The organism is Rhizobium sp. N731, from assembly GCF_001664145.1.
Classification (GTDB): domain Bacteria; phylum Pseudomonadota; class Alphaproteobacteria; order Rhizobiales; family Rhizobiaceae; genus Rhizobium; species Rhizobium esperanzae.
On the sequence record NZ_CP013604.1, the window covers coordinates 81022 to 99614 of the forward strand.

The 18593-nt window shown below is 60.9% G+C and carries 16 protein-coding genes and 3 pseudogenes; 12 read left to right on the plus strand and 7 right to left on the minus strand.

The features are described 5' to 3' along the window. Positions 1-35 precede the first annotated feature (35 nt). Positions 36-573, plus strand: a pseudogene (locus AMK02_RS31380) (PAS domain-containing protein); the annotation flags it as partial. Here AMK02_RS31380 and AMK02_RS23650 read toward each other — a convergent pair. From AMK02_RS23650 to AMK02_RS23685, 6 genes and pseudogenes are all read right to left on the minus strand, one after another. Next, positions 551-1511 (minus strand): annotated as a pseudogene (locus tag AMK02_RS23650) (ISNCY family transposase); the annotation flags it as partial. The pseudogenes AMK02_RS31380 and AMK02_RS23650 overlap by 23 nt on opposite strands. A 240-nt stretch (positions 1512-1751) precedes the next feature. After that, positions 1752-2738, minus strand: coding sequence for a hypothetical protein (locus AMK02_RS23655; RefSeq protein WP_008534187.1), 987 nt, complete (start codon positions 2736-2738; stop codon positions 1752-1754). Positions 2739-2839: 101 nt separating this feature from the next. After that, on the minus strand, positions 2840-3499 hold the full coding sequence (locus AMK02_RS23660; RefSeq protein WP_016737409.1) for a DUF1007 family protein: 660 nt from the start codon (positions 3497-3499) through the stop codon (positions 2840-2842). A gap of 731 nt (positions 3500-4230) precedes the next feature. After that, positions 4231-5245: pseudogene (locus AMK02_RS31890) on the minus strand (nucleotidyl transferase AbiEii/AbiGii toxin family protein). Next, the gene (locus tag AMK02_RS23680; RefSeq protein WP_237358371.1) at positions 5238-5807 is read right to left on the minus strand and encodes a DUF6088 family protein; all 570 of its coding nucleotides are present in this window, start codon (positions 5805-5807) and stop codon (positions 5238-5240) included. Before AMK02_RS23680 ends, AMK02_RS31890 begins: the two are co-directional and overlap by 8 nt. A 145-nt stretch (positions 5808-5952) precedes the next feature. After that, complete coding sequence (locus AMK02_RS23685) at positions 5953-6162, minus strand: hypothetical protein (RefSeq protein ID WP_004672578.1); 210 nt, start codon at positions 6160-6162, stop codon at positions 5953-5955. Positions 6163-6485: 323 nt separating this feature from the next. On the opposite strand from AMK02_RS23685, the gene AMK02_RS23690 reads away from it, so the two are divergent. After that, positions 6486-9095 (plus strand): hypothetical protein, encoded by a 2610-nt coding sequence (locus AMK02_RS23690; protein WP_064807212.1) that lies wholly within the window; start codon positions 6486-6488, stop codon positions 9093-9095. A gap of 208 nt (positions 9096-9303) precedes the next feature. Here AMK02_RS23690 and AMK02_RS32255 read toward each other — a convergent pair whose 3' ends face one another. Continuing rightward, a complete protein-coding gene (locus tag AMK02_RS32255; RefSeq protein WP_004672580.1) occupies positions 9304-9594 on the minus strand; it encodes a hypothetical protein in 291 nt (96 codons plus the stop codon). Positions 9595-9619: 25 nt separating this feature from the next. On the opposite strand from AMK02_RS32255, the gene AMK02_RS23695 reads away from it, so the two are divergent. The 10 genes from AMK02_RS23695 to AMK02_RS23740 all read left to right on the plus strand — a co-directional run bounded on the left by AMK02_RS23695 (position 9620) and on the right by AMK02_RS23740 (position 18585). Continuing rightward, on the plus strand, positions 9620-12160 hold the full coding sequence (locus AMK02_RS23695; RefSeq protein ID WP_225884182.1) for a hypothetical protein: 2541 nt from the start codon (positions 9620-9622) through the stop codon (positions 12158-12160). Between the two features lie 305 nt (positions 12161-12465). Then, complete coding sequence (locus AMK02_RS23700; protein WP_008534237.1) at positions 12466-12723, plus strand: hypothetical protein; 258 nt, start codon at positions 12466-12468, stop codon at positions 12721-12723. A gap of 50 nt (positions 12724-12773) precedes the next feature. After that, positions 12774-13250 (plus strand): hypothetical protein, encoded by a 477-nt coding sequence (locus AMK02_RS23705; protein WP_046977176.1) that lies wholly within the window; start codon positions 12774-12776, stop codon positions 13248-13250. Beyond that, positions 13247-14077 (plus strand): type III secretion system inner membrane ring lipoprotein SctJ, encoded by an 831-nt coding sequence (gene sctJ, locus AMK02_RS23710; RefSeq protein ID WP_046977177.1) that lies wholly within the window; start codon positions 13247-13249, stop codon positions 14075-14077. The genes AMK02_RS23705 and sctJ overlap by 4 nt, the downstream gene beginning before the upstream one ends. A gap of 2 nt (positions 14078-14079) precedes the next feature. Then, positions 14080-14709, plus strand: a complete 630-nt coding sequence (locus AMK02_RS23715; protein ID WP_046977178.1) for a hypothetical protein — start codon at positions 14080-14082, stop codon at positions 14707-14709. Further along, complete coding sequence (gene sctL / locus AMK02_RS23720) at positions 14706-15269, plus strand: type III secretion system stator protein SctL (protein ID WP_046977179.1); 564 nt, start codon at positions 14706-14708, stop codon at positions 15267-15269. The genes AMK02_RS23715 and sctL overlap by 4 nt, the downstream gene beginning before the upstream one ends. Next, positions 15262-16581, plus strand: coding sequence for a FliI/YscN family ATPase (locus AMK02_RS23725; protein ID WP_046977180.1), 1320 nt, complete (start codon positions 15262-15264; stop codon positions 16579-16581). The genes sctL and AMK02_RS23725 overlap by 8 nt, the downstream gene beginning before the upstream one ends. Then, on the plus strand, positions 16578-17597 hold the full coding sequence (locus tag AMK02_RS23730) for a FliM/FliN family flagellar motor switch protein (RefSeq protein WP_046977181.1): 1020 nt from the start codon (positions 16578-16580) through the stop codon (positions 17595-17597). The genes AMK02_RS23725 and AMK02_RS23730 overlap by 4 nt, the downstream gene beginning before the upstream one ends. Then, positions 17597-18250, plus strand: a complete 654-nt coding sequence (sctR, locus tag AMK02_RS23735; RefSeq protein ID WP_046977182.1) for a type III secretion system export apparatus subunit SctR — start codon at positions 17597-17599, stop codon at positions 18248-18250. The genes AMK02_RS23730 and sctR overlap by 1 nt, the downstream gene beginning before the upstream one ends. 65 nt (positions 18251-18315) lie before the next feature. Beyond that, positions 18316-18585, plus strand: a complete 270-nt coding sequence (locus AMK02_RS23740; protein ID WP_046977183.1) for a flagellar biosynthetic protein FliQ — start codon at positions 18316-18318, stop codon at positions 18583-18585. Positions 18586-18593: the final 8 nt, after the last annotated feature.

The window sequence follows — 18593 nt, forward strand, 5'->3', positions numbered from 1 at the left end:
GCGACGTTATCGGACCTCTTATTGAGCGTGGAAGGATGACGACCCAATTTGACAAAGACTTACCTTCGGTATCGTCAGAAGCAGCCTTGGCCGACCGGAAAGAACTTGCGGCGGTCGCGTTCGAACGAATAGGATGCCGATGGTCGTCAATGACGCGCGCAAGCCGGATCTGCCGATCGGGCTGGCCTACAGATCATTCCTCGAGCTGACCGGTTGCGCCGCCGGAGAGGTGCTGGGCCGGAATTGTCGTTTCCTTTAGGGCCCGGCGACGTCTCCGATCGCCGTCGCCGAACTTCGCGCTGCATCGCCGACGAGCGGGAGGTGAGCGTCGAGATCTTGAATTATAAGAAGAACGGGGAGCAGTTCTGGAACCGCTTGCATTTAAGTCCCATCCATGGGGACGACGGAAGGATGCTTTATTTTTCGGATCGTAAATCGACATGACGGAGTACCGGCGGATAGAGGCGCTGGAAGCGTCCGAGCATCGGCTGCTGACGGATCGGCCACCGGTCGAAGAACGTCCTCGCCATCGCGGACAGCATTGTTCGCCTCACCAACGCCGACGATCCGGCCGGAGGCGGGCAAAGAGGGCGAGATTGTAAGCGACCACCGATGACCAGACATAAGCCTTGAAGTGGTCGAGCCCACGCCAGGTGCAGCGCCCCAAGCCACAAGCGCGTTTCAAACATGAGATGCCGGCCTCGATGCCGGCGCGGAAGTTTCTGAGCTTGCGATAGACCCCGGCTACCGACCATATCTTCGATCTTGAGGCCGCACTTCTTGTGGAAGGCCATGTCGCGGATGCCGCAGGCTTTGGCTCGGCTCAAATTATCGCGGCTGGCATAGCCGGCCCTGATGCGGCGCCTGGCCATAAAAGGCGATGTGGCGTTCCAGCATCGGCAGCAAACGCTTGCTGTCTGCCGGTTGCCGGTTTCGACGACGAGGTCGAGGACCAGTCCGCTTCTGCCGGTGGTCAGATTGAGTTTGTGGCCGTAGTCGACGTCGCGGCTGCCTTCGACGATGATGTCGGCATGCGGCTCGAAGAGGCTCACCAGCTTCTCGCCAGCCGGCACCGGCTCGCCGGCCAGGACCCGCCGTTCGGTCTGGCCGATGATCCGGTCGATCAGCAGCTTATAGTGGCGGAGCTGGGTCTGCCACAGTTCGCCGGCCGGGCCAGCCGTCAGGGGCAACTGTTCACTCGCCTGCTGCAGATAACTCAAGGTCGTGCGCGTGATCTTGAGCAGTTCGCGGTAGTGCTTGATCCGTTTGGGGCGGCCGCGGGTATTCGATCGCTCGAGCCCGCTTCTTTGCCGCGCGGCGGTGGTCGTGCCATGGGATGGCTCTACCCAGTGCCACGGCCTGCTGCAACAGCCGCACCGTCACCCGGACAGCGTCCCATAATAGGCTACGGTCGCTCGGCTCATGGATCAGTGCGGCGGTGACGTGCTGTCGACGCGCACGACCTTGCCACTTTCCAGCTTCTCCTGCCGGGCGCTCGCCAGCAGCACCCTGCCAGAATAATTTTGCCCTGCGAGGAAAAGCAAAATTCGTGCGTGTTTGTGCCTGTGGTTCCCGAGGTTGCGAGTGTCGCGGCATTCAGGATAGAACGAGCGAGTTCCATCTCAGTGTGCTCCAAGCATTGGCGGCGACGAGGAGGCTGCTGCAGCAATGTTATACGCAGAGGACTTTGGTCGTCAAAGCTAAAGGTGACATTCAAAACGACGATCGTTTTCTCAGATGCCACCCGCTTTTCAATTGGATGCTTGGCAGAGGGGAATTGGACGCGGCGGTGGTGCTGGATGATCCTGCTTATATCTTGCGATGATCGGCTCCAGCCGCTCTTTCGGCCAGAACTGCGGAGAGCCGATCTCGCCAAGGCAGGTAGCGTTCCAGTATGATCCAGCGCTTACTGGCGACTTGCCCGATGTCGTTGCCCGGCCGACCGCGGCGATGTCGCGCGCCTCCGGGTAGATATAGAGCGTCGTCGGATTATCCTTGACCATCGACAAGACTTCCGGGGTCTCTTCCGGCGACCAGCTGGTGCATCCGTCGCTTCGCCCGCCCGCATAGGTGACCAACTTCTCGACAGGGACATAGCCTTTCCGATCGGCATATGGGCTCTCCGGCTTTTTCTGCATGCAGATCCCAGAGACGAGCGCCGCAGCATGCCCGCCGATGGCGCGTTGTCTGGCGTTGGCGGTATCGCCGATCCCATCGAATTGAACAAACGAGCGGGTCAAAACCGCCTCTCTGTTAGAAGGCGCCAGATAATAGCCTTTGAACGAGGTCTTGATCTCGCTTGTCAGATACGCGCCGGCGGTCAAGTTTGAGTCCAGCGCGTTGCCAAAATTCTTAGCGCATTCCCGGCCGTTGGAGAAGTTGACCACGCCAGGGAGGTTGAGGCCGCCACCATGCCCTGCCGAGATCACCCGAAACGACTGCTTCGCCTCGCAGATCACGTAGAACCAGCCAACTGTCAGATCGTTGGGTCGTGTCGCATCCATTGCGAAGTAACAGGCGTTCTTGACCGTTCCCTCCGCGACCTTCTCCAGATATAACCTCCGCGCCCGCTCCAGAACCACGCGCGTGATCTGGCCTTTCCCGTCGCCGACGTAGTCTGCTATCCAAGCCGGGAAAGGCGAACTCTTGCCCGCGGCACGTGCGGGAGTTGATCCGGACAGCATTGGTGCCAGGATGACCAACCCCGTTGCTAGCAAAAGGTTGAGCCTGGAACGCATCTGGTGCTCTCCGTGATGTAAACAAAGACCTGAATGACATCGATCATCATGACAGAGGCGACAACGAGGTTCGATAGTTCGCAATTATGCCTCGACACTCCTTAACAGCGCACTTCCAATCGGGTCGCAACAATCTGCGAGTAGTCTGTGCCCACTGGATCGTTGAAGAACATCGTCGTCAGCATCGCCTGATTTTCGGAAAGGATTTCTTTCGAGCCAGGCCTGACGACTTTGTGAGTGCAACCGCTAAAGCCTTCGCCCGAGATTTTCAGATCGGCATCGCTGGCAAAATCGAGAGCAGTATAGAGTGTCGGATCATAAACGCCGAAAACAATCAATCCTTTGAGCGGCGTCTTGGCCATTGGCTTCTGTGCGAAAGACAGGGTGAGGGAGCCGTTCTCATAGGTCCCATGCAGGATGTCCGGCTTCGCAAGCGCGAGTGTTTTCCCATTGATCGTGATGTTCATATAATAGTTGTACTGCGCAAGCGACTCCCGGACTGTTTTGGCGACGGCAGCAACTTCCGCAGGGTCGAGGGCATTGTTGCGGTTCTTGTCGTAGTCGAGCAGCACTGACGACGAAAACACCTCATCGAACTGCCATGTGTCGCGCAGCTCCTGGAGGCTTCCATCGGGCGCCGCGACCGCCTCGAATTTCGCATCAACGAAGATATGGGGATGGGCGAACGTGTTAGTCGGCATCCCGAGGAGGAGAAGTGAAATTGCCATAGTGGCGTGGCGGCGTTTGTTCGCGAGGCTCATGCTACGTGAGTGTCGAGAAGATTGCGACGGATTTAAGTTTCGATCGCCGTGGTTTACCGGAATGCACCTTCCGCTATTTCGCCGCCGAGACGTTGGTCGAGTTCCTCGTGCTGGCCGTTGCGGCAACTTGGCGATTCACGCCGCCACCGCGCGCCTATCGCTGCGGCAGCACAGCCGGCTTCGACGCATCTTCATTCAGACAAGGCGATGGCAAAAATCATCGTCACGCCCGGGCGCGCTGGCCCTGTCGAGATTGCGGCCTTCCTGATGAAAGGCGACATCGATCCGCTGGACGCCAAGAAGTGACCGTCGTCTTGTCGACCCCCCCTGCGGGAATAGAGCCAATCAAGCGTGCGGCGCGCCAGTGGGAGGATGGCACTTGGCGCGAGAACGTGCCGTTGCGGCAAGTGGAACATCCGTGTCGATTCTCGCGTCAGCGATTTTGAGCTTGCTCGGGCTTCCGGCGAGATTGAAATTGGGAATTAGAATGCCTTCACTGCAAACACACCGGATCTTCGTTTTACGTGGCGCAACTTTCCTCAAACGAACCCGCGCCCGTGCGGTATTTGGCCACATCCTCGCCGAGGCCGGAGCCGGAATAACCGGGTCACTCTCATCACATCAAGGGTGCCTGCCACGAGCAAACGCCTAATAATTGGCGCGAAGCCAAACCGCGTCGGTGACAGGGCACTCACAGTAATGGGCAGGTGCGGCTGTGGGCCGGCAATTGCTTATTTTGACGCGTCGCTTTTGTTGGCATGCGCCTGAATTTGCGTGCATCGCTCGATCAGGTGCTCGAACGGCTCGGAATCGCCGAGCAGCAGGCCGTCGTCGACCATGCGCACGTAATCCTCGCCGAGCGCACGCAGACCTTCTCCGGATGGCGTCAGAACCAGATTGCCGTTGACGGCTGCGGCGTAGTCGATGGGCGAGCGGTCGGCCGCCTTTTCCGCAAAAAACATGGATTTGTGTTTCGCCACGGCATTGGCGAGTTGCCGATCCGCGGATGCTTTGTCGGCGAAACCAGCATCGTCCAGCCGGACGACATCATGCCAGTGGCGGGCAAAACGATCGCCGCGAAGGCGCTCCTGCAGGCAGAAGACATGGATGGCGGTCGCTTTCTCCCAGAACGTCCGCTCCGCGTGCATGACGCGGGGACTCGCTTTCGGAAATTCGACACCATCAACCTGGCCCGACGCGTCACAGTCGATATCGCGGATACTGGCCGGCTCGCCGGTCGACGCGCTCCGAATTCGAGCATGACGCTCGGGGCGACATAGCCGGATCCGCTGCTCACCGCTTCATAGTCGAGGTAGAGCGTATCGTCCTCGAGGCGGATTGCCGCCGGAAGAGATTGAACGCGCAACGCGCCATAACCGGCTCCACCGAGCCCGCCACCCAGACCGGAAGCCGCTTTCGCACCTCGCTGGTCCAGTGTTTCTCCTCGCTGCGGGTTTTCGGCAGTGCTTCGTCATTGTCGCCAACAGTCCGGCGCCAGGGCGCGGATATCGTAGGTCAGGTCGACATCCTCGGAGAACCTTTTGATGACACCGTAGGCTTTCGAAAGCGAGGTGCCGCCCTTGAAGACGAGATGCTCACCGAGCTTGGACGAAAAGAGCGTCTGCAGCGTCCAGACGACCCAGACATCCTTTTCGAGGAGATGAATGGGCCGTCCGCTGTGGTCGGCTGCCACAGCCAAGGCTTCGCGCCGGTCATCTTTGACAAGCTCAGGAATAGATCAGCGATGCGCAGCCCTTCCTACGCTTCTTGCAAGCCAGGTCGGAAACTGCGGAGCCGCCGCCACCAGCTCGCCGAACGCCTCCGGCCGCAGCTTTCGCTTGATCCGCGACAGTGCTTCATCGGCCCTCTCCGGCCCAAGCCATGCAAGTGCGCGGACCGCCACGCCAGCAGGTCGATCGGCCAAGGCCAATTGCCAGCGCGGCACGTGCTTGAGCTCGACCGTCTGCTGTCCAAGGGTCATCGTCCGGCTACGGCCGGATGTCAGGTAGACGGAGCGGACCGGGACCTGGGAGGTCAGGCCCAGGGCATTTGCCGCGGCGGCGCCATTCGAGACGATGACCTCACCGCGCTGCTGCGCCACCGCCTCTACGGCCTGTTCGACCGTCGGCGGCCGACTGCCAAAGCGACTTTTGACGGGCCGCATATAGATACCACGGCCCGCCCGGACGAGCTCGCCACGCTCGGCCAGGCGCGACAGAGCCTGATCCAGGGCGGCTCGATTTCCGAGATGCAAAAAACTCTTTGCCGAAAGCGCGGATCCTTCCGGCAGTCGTTCAGCATGTCCCATGATTTGCTATGTCAGCTTTTGCATGGCATTTCTCTTGTCAGAAATATATGCAAGTTTCTGACAGTTTGCAATGAGAGGGGAAGACGGCGAGCCCGGACGGTGCTGACCAATTTTTATCGGTCAGTGACCCGCTGTCTCTTCACAATCACGATTCATCTATCAGGCCGTCAAACACTTCCACCATCGCATCGCTGATGGCCTTGCCTAGCGCGGCTGCAGCGTTTGCAAGCGCCTCGTCGTCCATATCGCGAGCGGCCATCGCAAAAGCAGTTCCCTCGGACGTTACGATTTCCCGCGCCCGCTCAATTGCCCAAAGGCCGAAGTCGCTGCGGCTGCTGATTTCCACGGTTTCCATGTTGTCCCCTGATTTGTTCGAGAGGACGGCTTATACCGATTTGCCGGACAATGCAGTCTGAAAACCGAGCCCGAGGACCGACTTCGATCTGTCTCGTGAGCGCATTCCCTACGGGAGCGTGCTCTATTGCGCCGCACCTTGGCGACTGCGGTGTCACCAGCATTTGTACTGCGGTATAATTTGGAAGCGCTATGTGGGGGTCAATGGTTCAATTTTGCCGCTCCGATAGCACCCATTTGTCATATCACTGAAAAACTTCTGACCTAACGAGGCTTTCCGGGCCTCCGTTCAGGGTGCGGCCGTCGATCAGGAGTGACGAAATCATGTTGGAACGTGTTGGCAGCGGATCGAAAGAGGTCGAAACCCTGGTCGTGGACCTCGGCCAGAAAGACGTGACTGGCCGTTCTGCATCGACAAAAACCATCGACGCCGGCGAAATACGCAAGATCGCGCCGAGCGGCAACGGGCAGGCACTCGACATCTCCGCTGCGCGGGGCTTCGTCGGATTTACCCAGAGCAAAAGCGGCGCCACCGCGATCCTGGTCGATGCAAAGGTGAGCACGCCCGAAACCGACCCGGGCAACGATCTCAAGATCGACCTGGACGGCTTGAAAAAGGTTGCCGCTTCCGAATTCGGCAGCACCGTGCCCAATAATATCACTCACCTGTTCAACCCGACCATCGAGGCGATGGCCAACCAGTTTTACGGGGGAGACAGCCCCGAGGTGCGCGATCAGTTCAAGGCCGACGTCAAGGCGCTTCTCGGTCCGCTGCTCGACAAGGTAGGCGCCGGAGAAATCGGCATCGGCGATCTCGCCGGCAATCTGGAGCGCCTGACCTCGCGTCTGAGCGCACCCGGCGGCAAGGAGGTCTTGGGCTACCGCCATGCGGTGCAGACCGCGCTGGAAGGGCTCGTCATGGGCGCCAGCCTGGTCTCGAAGTTGCCGGCCAATGCCGAGTGGGACAAGAGCGTCTCGCCGCTGCCCTCCAGCAATCTCGCCAGCTATTCGTTCAACGACGTCATGGCGGCGATCATGATCGGCACCGGGCTGGCCGGCAAGGGCATTGCCGCCAACGGCTCAGACGGCGGGCGCTTCTTCGCCGGCAGCGGCGGCGACGCCTGGATCGCCGAGCGCATGTTCGCCACCAAGGACAATGGCTGGAGCAAGACCATCCAAAATCTCGATCTGCCCTATATCGACAGCGACTATCTGACATCGAGCCTCAAGAAGATGGACCTTGTCATGTCGGGCTCGGATGCCATCGAGCCGGTCGTGGAGCGCCCGATCGACGAGAACGACATCCTGGAAAGCAAGCTGCTGCGCGGCTACGCTCCGTCGACCGCCTATGAGCCGACGCTGAAGAAGCTCGACGAACTCAAATACGGCATTCTCGGCGACGCCGTGAAGGACGTGAGCCGGGATTTCGTCGCGCCCGACAACATGGACCACCTCGACCAGCTGACGCCGGAACAGAAGGCGACGCTGCTCTACGATCTCATCGAGATCAAACAGCAGTTCAATGGCTATATGAACCAGTATGGCGACAGCGTGCCCGATGGCGAGCGCGTCGGCAAGGACCTCGATGCGCGGATCGAAAAGCTGACGGCCGATCCGGCGACGCAGCAGCATCTCTCGGATATCTTCGCGAGCGGCATGAAGGAATATCTGCAACGCCCGGCGAATTCCGATCTGCTCACCAACATCGAAGACGCCTATCTGATCGATATCGGCGGCGGCAAGGCGATCGACCGGGCGCTGAGCGCCGGCAAGAGCTTCGAAGATGCCCTGAAGGATTATTATTCCGAACTCAACACGCTCGTCGATCTCCTGCCCCAGGATTATATCGACGCGCATCTCGACGCCGCGAACGTCACCTTCTCGAACGTCATCAGGGAACATTATATCGGCGACGGCCAGGGTGTCGATCTCGAGCCGCTGCTGTCGGGTCCGGATGACACCTTCGTGCCCGGCGCAACGAATGACGCCATCAGCCAGTTGGCAAACACCTTCGCCGAGGATTTCATCAGCAAAAACGGCCCGGCCGATGGCGGCGAGACGCTGAAACAGAACCTGGCACAGGACATAGCACGCGACGTCGACGGCGTTCTGCGGATGATGCGCGGCGGTATGAAGCTCGACGATGCGCTTGCCTCCTTCAAGGATTCGCTCGATCTGCCGCGCCAGACCCGGACACCTGCCGGCATCGATGCCGAAGTGTACAAGGCCGGTCTGATGCACGCCGTGCAGATGCTGACGATGTCGAGCGTGCTGGTGGCGCGCGGCCTCGGTGTCGGCGGCAAGTGGACGCCGGCCGATATCGCCGCTGCGGTCGGCTCGGCGACACAGATCGTCGGCATGACGATGGAAGGTCTCGGCAAGAACCTCGACGTTGCCGGCAAACCGTTCAGCGCCTTCGGCAATCAGCCTGGCAGCTGGGGCAAGGGGATCTCGATGAACTTCTCGCCGAAGACGATGGAAGCGGCAGGCAAGATCCTCGGCGCGGCCGGCGGCCTCGCCATGGCCGGCCTCGGCTTCTATTCGGCGTCGCGGTCGATGAAGGCCGGCGACCGCGCCAAGGGCGCGCTCGAAATAATCGGCGGCATTGCCGGTACCGGCAACGCGCTCATCGGTTTCTCCGAGGCGATGCTTTATCTGACCAATGCCATGTCCCGTGCCTTTTCCGGACTCGGAACGGTGGCGCCGGAAGTCGTGACCATCTTCAGCAGCGCCGCCAAAACCGGCCTTGCCGCGGCCGGACTGGTCACCGGCCTCGTTGCCTCGGCCGTCGGGCTAGCGCTTGGCCTGTGGGATATGGCCAATGGCGTGAAGAAGCTCGACAAAATGGAAAAGCAGCTGAACGAGAAGCTTGAACGCTACACCGGCGAGTCCGTGCATCTCGAATTTGGGCCAGACCCGTCATTCATCTGGTAGAGGCAGAGGGGCGGCAACGATGACCGCCACAGCCTGGGAAATACCCTGCGACCCCTCGGTAAAAATGTGATTTTTGATCTCCAGGCGCGAGGCCGCTGCATTTTATGCAACCGCGATGTCGCGATCGGGCTTGAATTATCACGCAAAGGTCGATCTTATGCCTAACGTAAGGTAAACGACGTCATCCGCGAAAAGCGGAAAAAGAAAATCAAAGGGAACGCATGTCATCGATCGCACCAGCATCTTCGGATATCGATACGGTTTCATTTCTCCGGCTAAACGCCAATTCCGATCCAAAGTCCGAAAATTCCACGAGCCAGGGCAAAACCACGAGCACCACGGTCAAGAAGGCATCGCCTTTTGCCTCTGACGGGACCACGACGGCAGCCCTGACGATTTTCTCCTCTATATCGGCGCAGACGAGCAGTCCGAAGTTCGTTTCGCTGGCCGCCACGTCGAATGGCACGTCCCGCCCTACCGCGCCGATCCAGCCGGTCATCGATCTCCTGTTCAATTCCGATTTCATGAGCGAGATCAATCAGGGCTTCATGGAAGGGCTGAAGGACAAGGACAAATCCTTCGAGAGCATCGACGTCGTCAAAAACCCTCACAATTACACTGCCGAGCAGAAACTGATCATGTATCTCGATCTGCTTCAGACCAAGGCGACCTTCGGCCAATACAAGGACAGCCTCGGCGACAACCAGCGCGGCATCTACAACGACCAGGAGATCCTGAAGGATCTCGACAAGTCGATCGCCATCCTGGGCTCGGACCCCGACGTCAACTCGCTGATGACGGAGAAGGCGCTGAAGGCCTTCAAGCTGATCTTCTCCGGTTATCGCGTGGCGCCGCCCGATACGAACAAGGACGCTTCCGAGATCATCAACGACACGATAACGCGTGACGAGAAGATGAAGGACCTGCGTACGAAGGTCGAGGATGCCTTTGAGCGCGACATCGTCAATGGCGGCCTGCTGAATGACGGTCTCAAATCCGGCAAGGACGTCACCACCATTCTCAAGGAATATAATGCCGCCCTCGGCTTCTATTCCATGGTGCTTCCCGACGATTTCGTAAAGCAGCGCTCGGCGATTGCCGACAAGACCTATGCCGAATTCTTCGACAAGAACGTGCTGCCGACGATCTCCGATCCGACGACGGCGCTCGATGGCCTGATCCGCATGGGACTGGCCGGCAACAAGACCGAGCGGGAACTGAAGGGGCTCGGCTCCATCCTGCCGGTTATGGATTTCGACCAGTCGCTCGGGCTCGGCGGCAGCCTGTTCCCCGATCTCAAGATCGACCTCGACGGTTTGAAAAAGGTTGCCGCTTCCGAATTCGGCAGCACCGTGCCCAACAATATCACCCACCTGTTCAACCCGACCATCCAGGCGATGGCCAACCAGTTTTACGGGTCAGACAGCCCCGAGGTGCGCGATCAGTTCAAGGCCGACGTCAAGGCGCTTCTCGGTCCGCTGCTCGACAAGGTAGGCGCCGGAGAAATCGGCATCGGCGATCTCGCCGGCAATCTGGAGCGCCTGACGTCGCGCCTGAGCGCACCCGGCGGCAAGGAGGTCTTGGGCTACCGCCATGCGGTGCAGACCGCGCTGGAAGGGCTCGTCATGGGCGCCAGCCTGGTCTCGAAGTTGCCGGCCAATGCCGAGTGGGACAAGAGCGTCTCGCCGCTGCCCTCCAGCAATCTCGCCAGCTATTCGTTCAACGACGTCATGGCGGCGATCATGATCGGCACCGGGCTGGCCGGCAAGGGCATTGCCGCCAACGGCTCAGACGGCGGGCGCTTCTTCGCCGGCAGCGGGGGCGACGCCTGGATCGCCGAGCGCATGTTCGCCACCAAGGACAATGGCTGGAGCAAGACCATCCAAAGTCTCGATCTGCCCTATATCGACAGCGAATATCTGACATCGAGCCTCAAGGACATGGGACTTTCCATGTCAGGCCTGATGAAGACGCTGATGCCCGGCACGGATGTGATCGATCCAATCATCGTCGACGGCAAGACCGCCGAAGAGGCGATCAAGAAGATCATCGCCCCGAGCCTCGACGCGCTGGCGGAAACCCTGTTCAAGGGCAATGCCGATGCCATGGCGCAATACAAGACCAATTTCACGACGATCTTCACCGCGCTTTGGGCGACGATGCGACCGGGCGGCAGCGTCGAAACGATCAAGGCCGACCTTGCCAAGCTGATCGACAAGACCGCGACGGCGGCGCCGGCAGGGGTCGATCCTGTCAAATACAAGGCGGCGCTCTCTTCCGGCGTGATGTCGGTGCTTACCGCATCCCGCTCCATCTATGCCGGCCTCAACATGACGAGCCCGACCTGGGACAGCATCGGCATCGTGGTTCTGCACGCCCTTGGCGCTCTCGCGCACATGGGCAGTGCGCTCGGCTCGGCGATCAAAGCCTCGAATTTTTCGCTGCTGGATGGGATCAGTTCACTCGTCGGCGTTTCCGACGAGCTGGCGCGGGCGCAGCGCAGCGTGCTCTCCGCCTTTTTCAAGAATACCGGGACGACGGTTGGCGCCGTTGCCGGCGTCGCTTGGCTGCCGGTGGAATATTACCAGTTCCTGCAGGGGCTCACCAGTGGCAAGGGCGATCCGGTCGATCTCATCTTCATGGGTATCGGAACCGCGGCGGACACGGTCGGCGCGATCGAGGGCATCGCAGGCGTTGCCAATATGCTGGTGAATTCCACCTTCCTCGGGCGCACGGGCGCAACGGTAGCGCTCGTCTCCGGCGGCTTCTCGCTCGCCTTCGCAGTCGCCTGCGCGGTGTCCTGGGCGGCCTGGGCGGGCTTTGCCATCTACCAGAGCATCAAGCAGGAAAAAGCCTTCCACAAGCAGACCGACATGATGAACGACATGCTTAAGCGCACTGTCAACGACACGGTCGGCATCTACGCCAAGACCGGCCCGATCGTCGGCGCCAAGGGCGGCGTCGCCCCCGCGCCCCGCGACCCGGAACAGCGCGAGCTGACCCCTGAGAACTGGGACGCGATCATCGCCGATATCGAGAAGCGCCGCGGTACGGCGGTGGGCTGATCCGGGACGCTTTCGCAACACCAAATATCTGGGTACTCACAGGCCCGGTTGGCGTAGAGGCAGTCTGGCCTGTGAACATTTGATAGCAATAAATTTAAGTATGAATTTCATGCGCAATCTGGATATCTGCTGCGCTTTACGGATAAAAAACGTTCAATTTTAATATAAAGGTCGATAAAGTTGTCAATGCCGATTGCAAGTTCCGAAAATTAACCATCGGTTAAGTTTAAACAATTGACCGGCCGTTTTTTTATCCATATCAAATCATGCATTCATTTTGATAACTCCTTGATGGAAGTGCTCATATGGCCGTAGATTCAGTGAACTCCGACCTCAACCTGGCGCTCGCAAACCCTGTCTCGGTGGAGCTGACGACCGATAAGACGGGTTCCAAGGACACCACCGGCAGCACGACGAAAAAGGTCGATCCGAACAGCGAGAGCGAGATACTCTCCGCTGCCGTGGACGCGTTTCTGCCAGGCATGATTTCCAACACCCTGATGCTGAACAATTCGCTTTTCAATTTCGCCAAGGAGGCGATCGACGAAGGCAGCGACGAGTAGCGTTCCCGTTCATCGTTTGCAGTTGACGTGTACCGAGTTGAGGAATTGCAATGAGTGGAGAAGAACTTTCCGGCCGCGCCTTCACGCCGCCCGTCGACGGCGTATCGACAGGCAATGTGCTGAAGACCTCGGAGATCGTGGCGGAGCGGATCGGACTGCAACCGGCGGATTTCGCCGGCCTTCGGCCAACCGAACTCACCTCTATTCCCAACACCCAGGGCCGCAAGATCGCGCCTGAGTCCGACGCCGTCCCGCCCTCCTATTCACCGGAAGGCAATACCAGGCCCTCCAGCATTCTCGACCGGCTGTCGGCATTCTTCATGCCCGTGGCCGGGAGCGGCCAGCCGGAGACGCCGCTGGTGCGATTTGCCGCGGACAAGGATCACAGCGGCCCGAAGATCGAAGACATCACGACATCGATCGACCGGCTGGAGAAATCACAGCAATTCGCAACCGGCACGACGCTGCTGTCGTCACTCACCCAGTCGGTGATGTCGTCGTCCAAACGGCTGACGCAGGGCCAGTGAATATCATGATCTCATCGGCCCTTGCGAGATCATCGATCTCTTCGCCCGCGCGCAAAGTCCTTCCGAAGGCCGCCATGCTCGCCCTCTGCCTGTTCCTCGCCGCCTGCAGCCAGGACGTGCTGACGGGACTCGATCAGCGCGATGCGCTGGATGCTCAGGTCCTGCTGGAACGCGCCGGCATCTCCGTCACCATGAAGAGCGAAAAGGGCGGGACCTATGCGATCATCGCTGAATCAGCCGATCATGCCCGGGCGATCGAGTTGCTGGCGGGCGCCGGTCTGCCGCGTCAGTCGTTCGGAAATGTCGCCGAACTCTTTCCCGGCAACGGCTTCCTTGTGACGCCTTACGAACAGAAAGCCCGGATGAGCTACGCCATCGAGCAGCAGCTTGCCGAAACGCTTTCCGGGCTTGACGGCGTGGCGACGGCGCGCGTCCATGTGGTGCTGCCGGAGGAGAACGGCCGCGGGCTCATCAAGGAGAAGGCGAGGGCGGCGGCCGTGCTGCAATATCGCCCCGGCGCCAATCTCAACGAGATCGACATGAAAAGCCGATCCGTTCTGGTCAACAGCATCCGTGATCTCTCTTACGAAGATGTCTCGGTGGTGGTCAGCCCCTGGTCGGAGGTCGGCGCGCCGGCGGCTCCTGCCACAGCCGCAGCGCCCGCCCCAGCAGCACCAGTGACGCCGGCACCCGCTGCGGCGCCATTCTCGATGGTGCAAAGCGCTCTCTCGGCTTTCAAAGGCCCCAATCTGGCCGTGATCGGCGCCATCATCCTCGCCATCGGGGCATGCCTGCTGCTGCTGTTGCCGCAGCGGAAGGAGCGCTGAGCATGCGCACGCCGCGTTCGGACGGCGAGGCGATCTCGGATGCCGCGAGGATCCGCAGGGCAGCGCTGCTTTCCGCGGATATGCTGCCGGCCGCCCGATGGGATGGGACCGCGCCGCTCCTTGCCGATGGGTCTACCCTGTCACCGCGGCTGTATCGGCGGCTTTTCACTGAGATCGCGGAAGCCCATGGCGACCCCGCCACATTTGCCGACGGCGCCCGCCGCCTGATTTCCATGGACGCGGGCGGACGCGCAACGGCCGCGCTCCGGGCGGGCCTCGCCTATCATCTCGCAGCCTTCTGCCCCGCGGTCGATCGCCCGACCCTTGCGAGGCTCAAGGCCGTCTACGGCGAGGAAGCGGTCGCATTCGCCCTCGGCCACATCAATCTTTCCACGGCAACGCCGCCGCTTGATCTGTTGAGCGAGCAGGCAAGGCATGTCGTCGAGGCCGATGGCTGGTCGATGCTGGCGCTTCTGGCAGACGAATACCGGATCTCTGCGGCATGGCGGTGGGCGGGCTGGCGCGACATGGCCGAAAACGGCTCGGCTTCCCTCTTGAAGAGCCCGGCGCTCGTTCTGGCGACGGCCGCTGTCGACGAGGTCGCCTCCATACAGGAAGGCGCCGGACGATGAGCTCGGGATTTGCGCGCCACGACCGCATCATTCCGGCGGAGAGTTTCGGCCAGATCAGAGAGGCGGCGCAAATTCTGGAGGCTGCCCGCCACGACGCCGCCCAATCGCAGGCGACACTTGCCGCCGCCAGCGAGCAGGCCGCCCAAAACGGCTATCGCGACGGGTTCGAACAGGGCGTTCGCGATGCCGCCGCACGGCTTGCCGCCTCGCTCGGAAAAGCCGAACAGGAAATTGCCAATCTCGACAGCTGGGTCGAGGCGGTGGTTCTGAAATCGGTCGGATTGATCCTCGGATCGATGGAGGCCGACGAGCGCACGAGGCGATTGGTCCGCCACGCCATATCCCAGACCGCTGAGGCCCAGGAGATCGCCCTGCATGTCGCCCCCGACGATGCCGCCATGATCGCCCGGGCAATTGCGGATATCGATCACCGCATCACTATCGAGACGGATCCGCTGATGTCTGCCGGCGAGATTATTCTGGAGACGTCGGCGGGACGCAGCCAGATCGGCTTGAAAGACCAGCTCGCCACCGTGATCGAGGCCCTCGTCCATGGTTGACGCGTTGCTTCGGATGGAGCGGAGACTCGAACAAACGGACGTGCGGCGGCAGAGCGGGCGCGTAAAGAGTGTTTCGGGCCTGCTGGTGCGGGCGCTCATCCCCTCGGTCAGGATCGGCGAGCTTTGTGAACTGCATGAGCCGGGCCGAGGTCGCATCGGCCTTGCCGATGTCGTCGGCATCGACGGCGAGACGGCGCTTCTCTCGCTTCACGGCGAAACCCGCGGCATCTCCCTGCGCACGGAAATCGTCCCGACCGGCCGGGAACCGGCCGTCTCCGTCGGCAATTTCCTGCTCGGCGCGATCGTCGACGCACACGGCAATATCCTGCGTCCCTCCGCCAACCCCGCCGGCGAGGACGCGCGTTTCCTGCAGCCGCTCTACGGCCAGCCGGTCGATCCTCTGTCGCGGCGCCCCATCCGCCAGCCGTTTACCTCGGGGATTGCCGCCCTGGACGGATTGCTGACCTGCGGCCAGGGCCAGCGCATCGGTATTTTCGGCGCGCCTGGCGCCGGCAAGTCGACGCTGGTGTCCCAGATCGTCGCCAACAACAAGGCCGATGTGATCGTCTGCGCCCTGGTCGGCGAACGCGGACGCGAGGTCGGCGAATTCGTTGCCGGCAACATGCCGGAAGGCGTCCCCTCGAATGTGGCGTTGGTTGTCGCCACATCCGATCGCCCGGCGCTGGAGCGGTTCAAGGCGGTGATGACGGCAACGGCGATCGCCGAATATTTTCGCGAGCAGGGAAAACATGTGCTGCTCGTCATCGATAGCGTCACCCGCATGGCCCGCGCCTTGCGCGAAGTGGGGCTTGCTGCCGGCGAACCGCCGGTGCGACGCGGCTTTCCGCCTTCCGTATTCGCCGTCTTGCCACAGATCTTCGAGCGCGCCGGCAACAGCGCAAACGGCACGATGACAGCTTTCTATACGGTCCTCGTCGAAGGCGAAGAGCAGGACGATCCGATTGCCGAAGAAACCAGATCGCTGCTGGACGGCCATATCGTGCTCTCCGACAAGATTGCCAGGGCGGGCAATTTTCCGGCGATCGATGTGCTGGCCAGCCGAAGCCGGACGATGAGCGCGGTGGTGAGCGAGAGCCATCGCCAGGCCGCCGACAGGCTGCGCGCCCTGCTGGCCCTCTATGACGAGGTGGAACTGCTGATTCGCGTCGGCGAATATCGCCAGGGGCGCGATGCCGCCGTCGACGAGGCCGTCGCCAAACACGGGCTCATCCAGCGCTTCCTGTTTGACGGCCAGGGCAAGCCGCAGCCGTTCGGCGTGATCGTCGAAGCGATCGAGGAGCTTGTCCGATGAATATCGCAGCGACCGCATGGCCCCGGTCATCGATGGCCGAGAGCTTCTTTTCCCGTTCCGACACGATGATGCGCGCCGCCTGGCAAATTCCGGTCCGGGAGCAGACGCTTTCCGTTCGCCCACTGTCCCCCGATATCGCAGCCGCGCGGATCGTCGATCCGGTCGGTCTTCTCTGCCGCATCGGCGAACGGGAGCAGATGCTGATTGCGTCGGCCGGCGCATTGCGGTTGCTGGCCGAAAGGCTTGAACCGCTGCTCCTCTGGGAAAAACTGTCGCCGCATGAACAGGCGGCGGTGGTCGAACATCAGTTCGTCGAGGCCTTCGAGGCAATCGAGAACAAGATCGGCATCAGCCTGTCGCTGCTGCAGATCGGCGTGGAGCCGCAGCCGGATGCCAGCGGCAATTTCGGCTTCGAAATCGGCTGGAACGGCATGAGCCTGCCCTTGAGCGGCCGCTTCGACGAGGCTTTTCTGAACGGGCTGGTCGGCTGGGCGAGCCGCCTGCCGCGCCGCACGCTCGATGCCCTGACGACGACCGTCGGCATCCGGCGCGGTTATGCCGTGCTGTCGGTCGGTGAGATCAAATCCCTGCGATTGGGGGACGGCATCGTCATCGATGGGGCGGCGCCGGAGACCGTGATCGCGATCACGGGTGAACGTTACCTTGCAACCTGCATGCGATCGGACAAAGGCGCGGTCCTCACCCAGCCGCTTCTGTCGACGCCAACCGGACCAATGAGGCATTTCATGACGAATGAAACCGTCGATCAGGAATTGCAGGGCGAGCCGCGTCCGTCGCCTGTCGACAGCATCCCGATCAAGCTGGTCTTCGATGCAGGACGGCTGGAGCTTCCGCTTCGCACACTCGAGACGATCGGCGAAGGTTATGTCTTCAATCTCGACAGGCCGCTGACGGATGCCGTCGATATCATCGCCCAGGGCCGTGTCATCGGGCGGGGGGAAATTATCTCCGTGGATGGATTGAGCGCCGTTCGCGTGACAATGCTGCACGACTGATGGAACAGACCTTTCCTCTTGCCCAGAGCCTCGTGGCGATGGCGGCGATCTCGATGCTGCCGGTCATTGCCGTGATAGCAACCTCCTTTACCAAGATTTCGGTCGTTCTCCTGATCGTGCGCAATGCGATCGGCATCCAGCAGACACCGCCGAATCTCCTGGTCTTTGCGATCGCCATCGTGCTCTCGGCCTTCGTGATGAACCCGGTGCTGCAGAACAGCTGGCAATTGCTGCTCGCCCATAGCGGCGATTTCGCCACGGTCAGTGGTATGGCGGACGGCATGGTCAAGGTGGCGGCACCGCTGAAGGATTTCATGCTGAAATTTTCCGATGCCGAGGTCCGCGACTTTTTCGTCCAGGCATCGCAGAAAATCTGGGCAAACGCACCGGTTAGCCCGATCGCCTCCGACGACATCACCGTTCTGACGCCGAGCTTCCTCGTTTCGGAACTGACGCGGGCATTCGAAATCGGATTTCTGATCTATCTGCCCTTCCTGATGATCGACTTCGCCGTCTCCGCCATTCTCGTGGCGCTCGGCATGCAGATGATGTCGCCGACGGTGGTTTCAACGCCGCTGAAGCTGCTGCTCTTCGTCTCGATCGACGGCTGGCGGCGACTGCTGGAAGGTCTGGTGCTATCCTATGCGCAGTGAGCAGCCTGCCATGACGAACGCACCGGTTCGGGTGCCTGCCGCGCAGACCGGAAAGGCTTGCCGTCATGGGTGAGGATCAGGTCGCAGCCGAAATCGGCATGTCCGTGATGGCGACCTTCGCCTTGGCCGGCCCTATTCTGGGCCTTGCCGCACTTCTCGGCCTCGTCATCGCCATCTTCCAGGCGGCGACGCAGATCCAGGAACAGACCATCGCGCAGATCGTCAAGATTTTCGTGATCTCCATCACCCTGCTGCTGTTCGGCCGGGTGTTGGCAACGCCGCTGATCGAACATTCCGTTCACATCCTCAACGACTTCCCGACCATGGTTCAGTGAGGCGAGGC

Bases quoted from the DNA above. Each gene is read 5' to 3' on its own strand.
- AMK02_RS23655 (WP_008534187.1), bottom strand. From the start codon at position 2,738: ATGCGTTCCAGGCTCAACCTTTTGCTAGCAACGGGGTTGGTCATCCTG.
- AMK02_RS23660 (WP_016737409.1), bottom strand. From the start codon at position 3,499: ATGAGCCTCGCGAACAAACGCCGCCACGCCACTATGGCAATTTCACTT.
- AMK02_RS23680 (WP_237358371.1), bottom strand. From the start codon at position 5,807: ATGGGACATGCTGAACGACTGCCGGAAGGATCCGCGCTTTCGGCAAAG.
- AMK02_RS23685 (WP_004672578.1), bottom strand. From the start codon at position 6,162: ATGGAAACCGTGGAAATCAGCAGCCGCAGCGACTTCGGCCTTTGGGCA.
- AMK02_RS23690 (WP_064807212.1), top strand. From the start codon at position 6,486: ATGTTGGAACGTGTTGGCAGCGGATCGAAAGAGGTCGAAACCCTGGTC.
- AMK02_RS32255 (WP_004672580.1), bottom strand. From the start codon at position 9,594: ATGACCGGCTGGATCGGCGCGGTAGGGCGGGACGTGCCATTCGACGTG.
- AMK02_RS23695 (WP_225884182.1), top strand. From the start codon at position 9,620: ATGAGCGAGATCAATCAGGGCTTCATGGAAGGGCTGAAGGACAAGGAC.
- AMK02_RS23700 (WP_008534237.1), top strand. From the start codon at position 12,466: ATGGCCGTAGATTCAGTGAACTCCGACCTCAACCTGGCGCTCGCAAAC.
- AMK02_RS23705 (WP_046977176.1), top strand. From the start codon at position 12,774: ATGAGTGGAGAAGAACTTTCCGGCCGCGCCTTCACGCCGCCCGTCGAC.
- AMK02_RS23715 (WP_046977178.1), top strand. From the start codon at position 14,080: ATGCGCACGCCGCGTTCGGACGGCGAGGCGATCTCGGATGCCGCGAGG.
- sctL (WP_046977179.1), top strand. From the start codon at position 14,706: ATGAGCTCGGGATTTGCGCGCCACGACCGCATCATTCCGGCGGAGAGT.
- AMK02_RS23725 (WP_046977180.1), top strand. From the start codon at position 15,262: ATGGTTGACGCGTTGCTTCGGATGGAGCGGAGACTCGAACAAACGGAC.
- AMK02_RS23730 (WP_046977181.1), top strand. From the start codon at position 16,578: ATGAATATCGCAGCGACCGCATGGCCCCGGTCATCGATGGCCGAGAGC.
- sctR (WP_046977182.1), top strand. From the start codon at position 17,597: ATGGAACAGACCTTTCCTCTTGCCCAGAGCCTCGTGGCGATGGCGGCG.
- AMK02_RS23740 (WP_046977183.1), top strand. From the start codon at position 18,316: ATGGGTGAGGATCAGGTCGCAGCCGAAATCGGCATGTCCGTGATGGCG.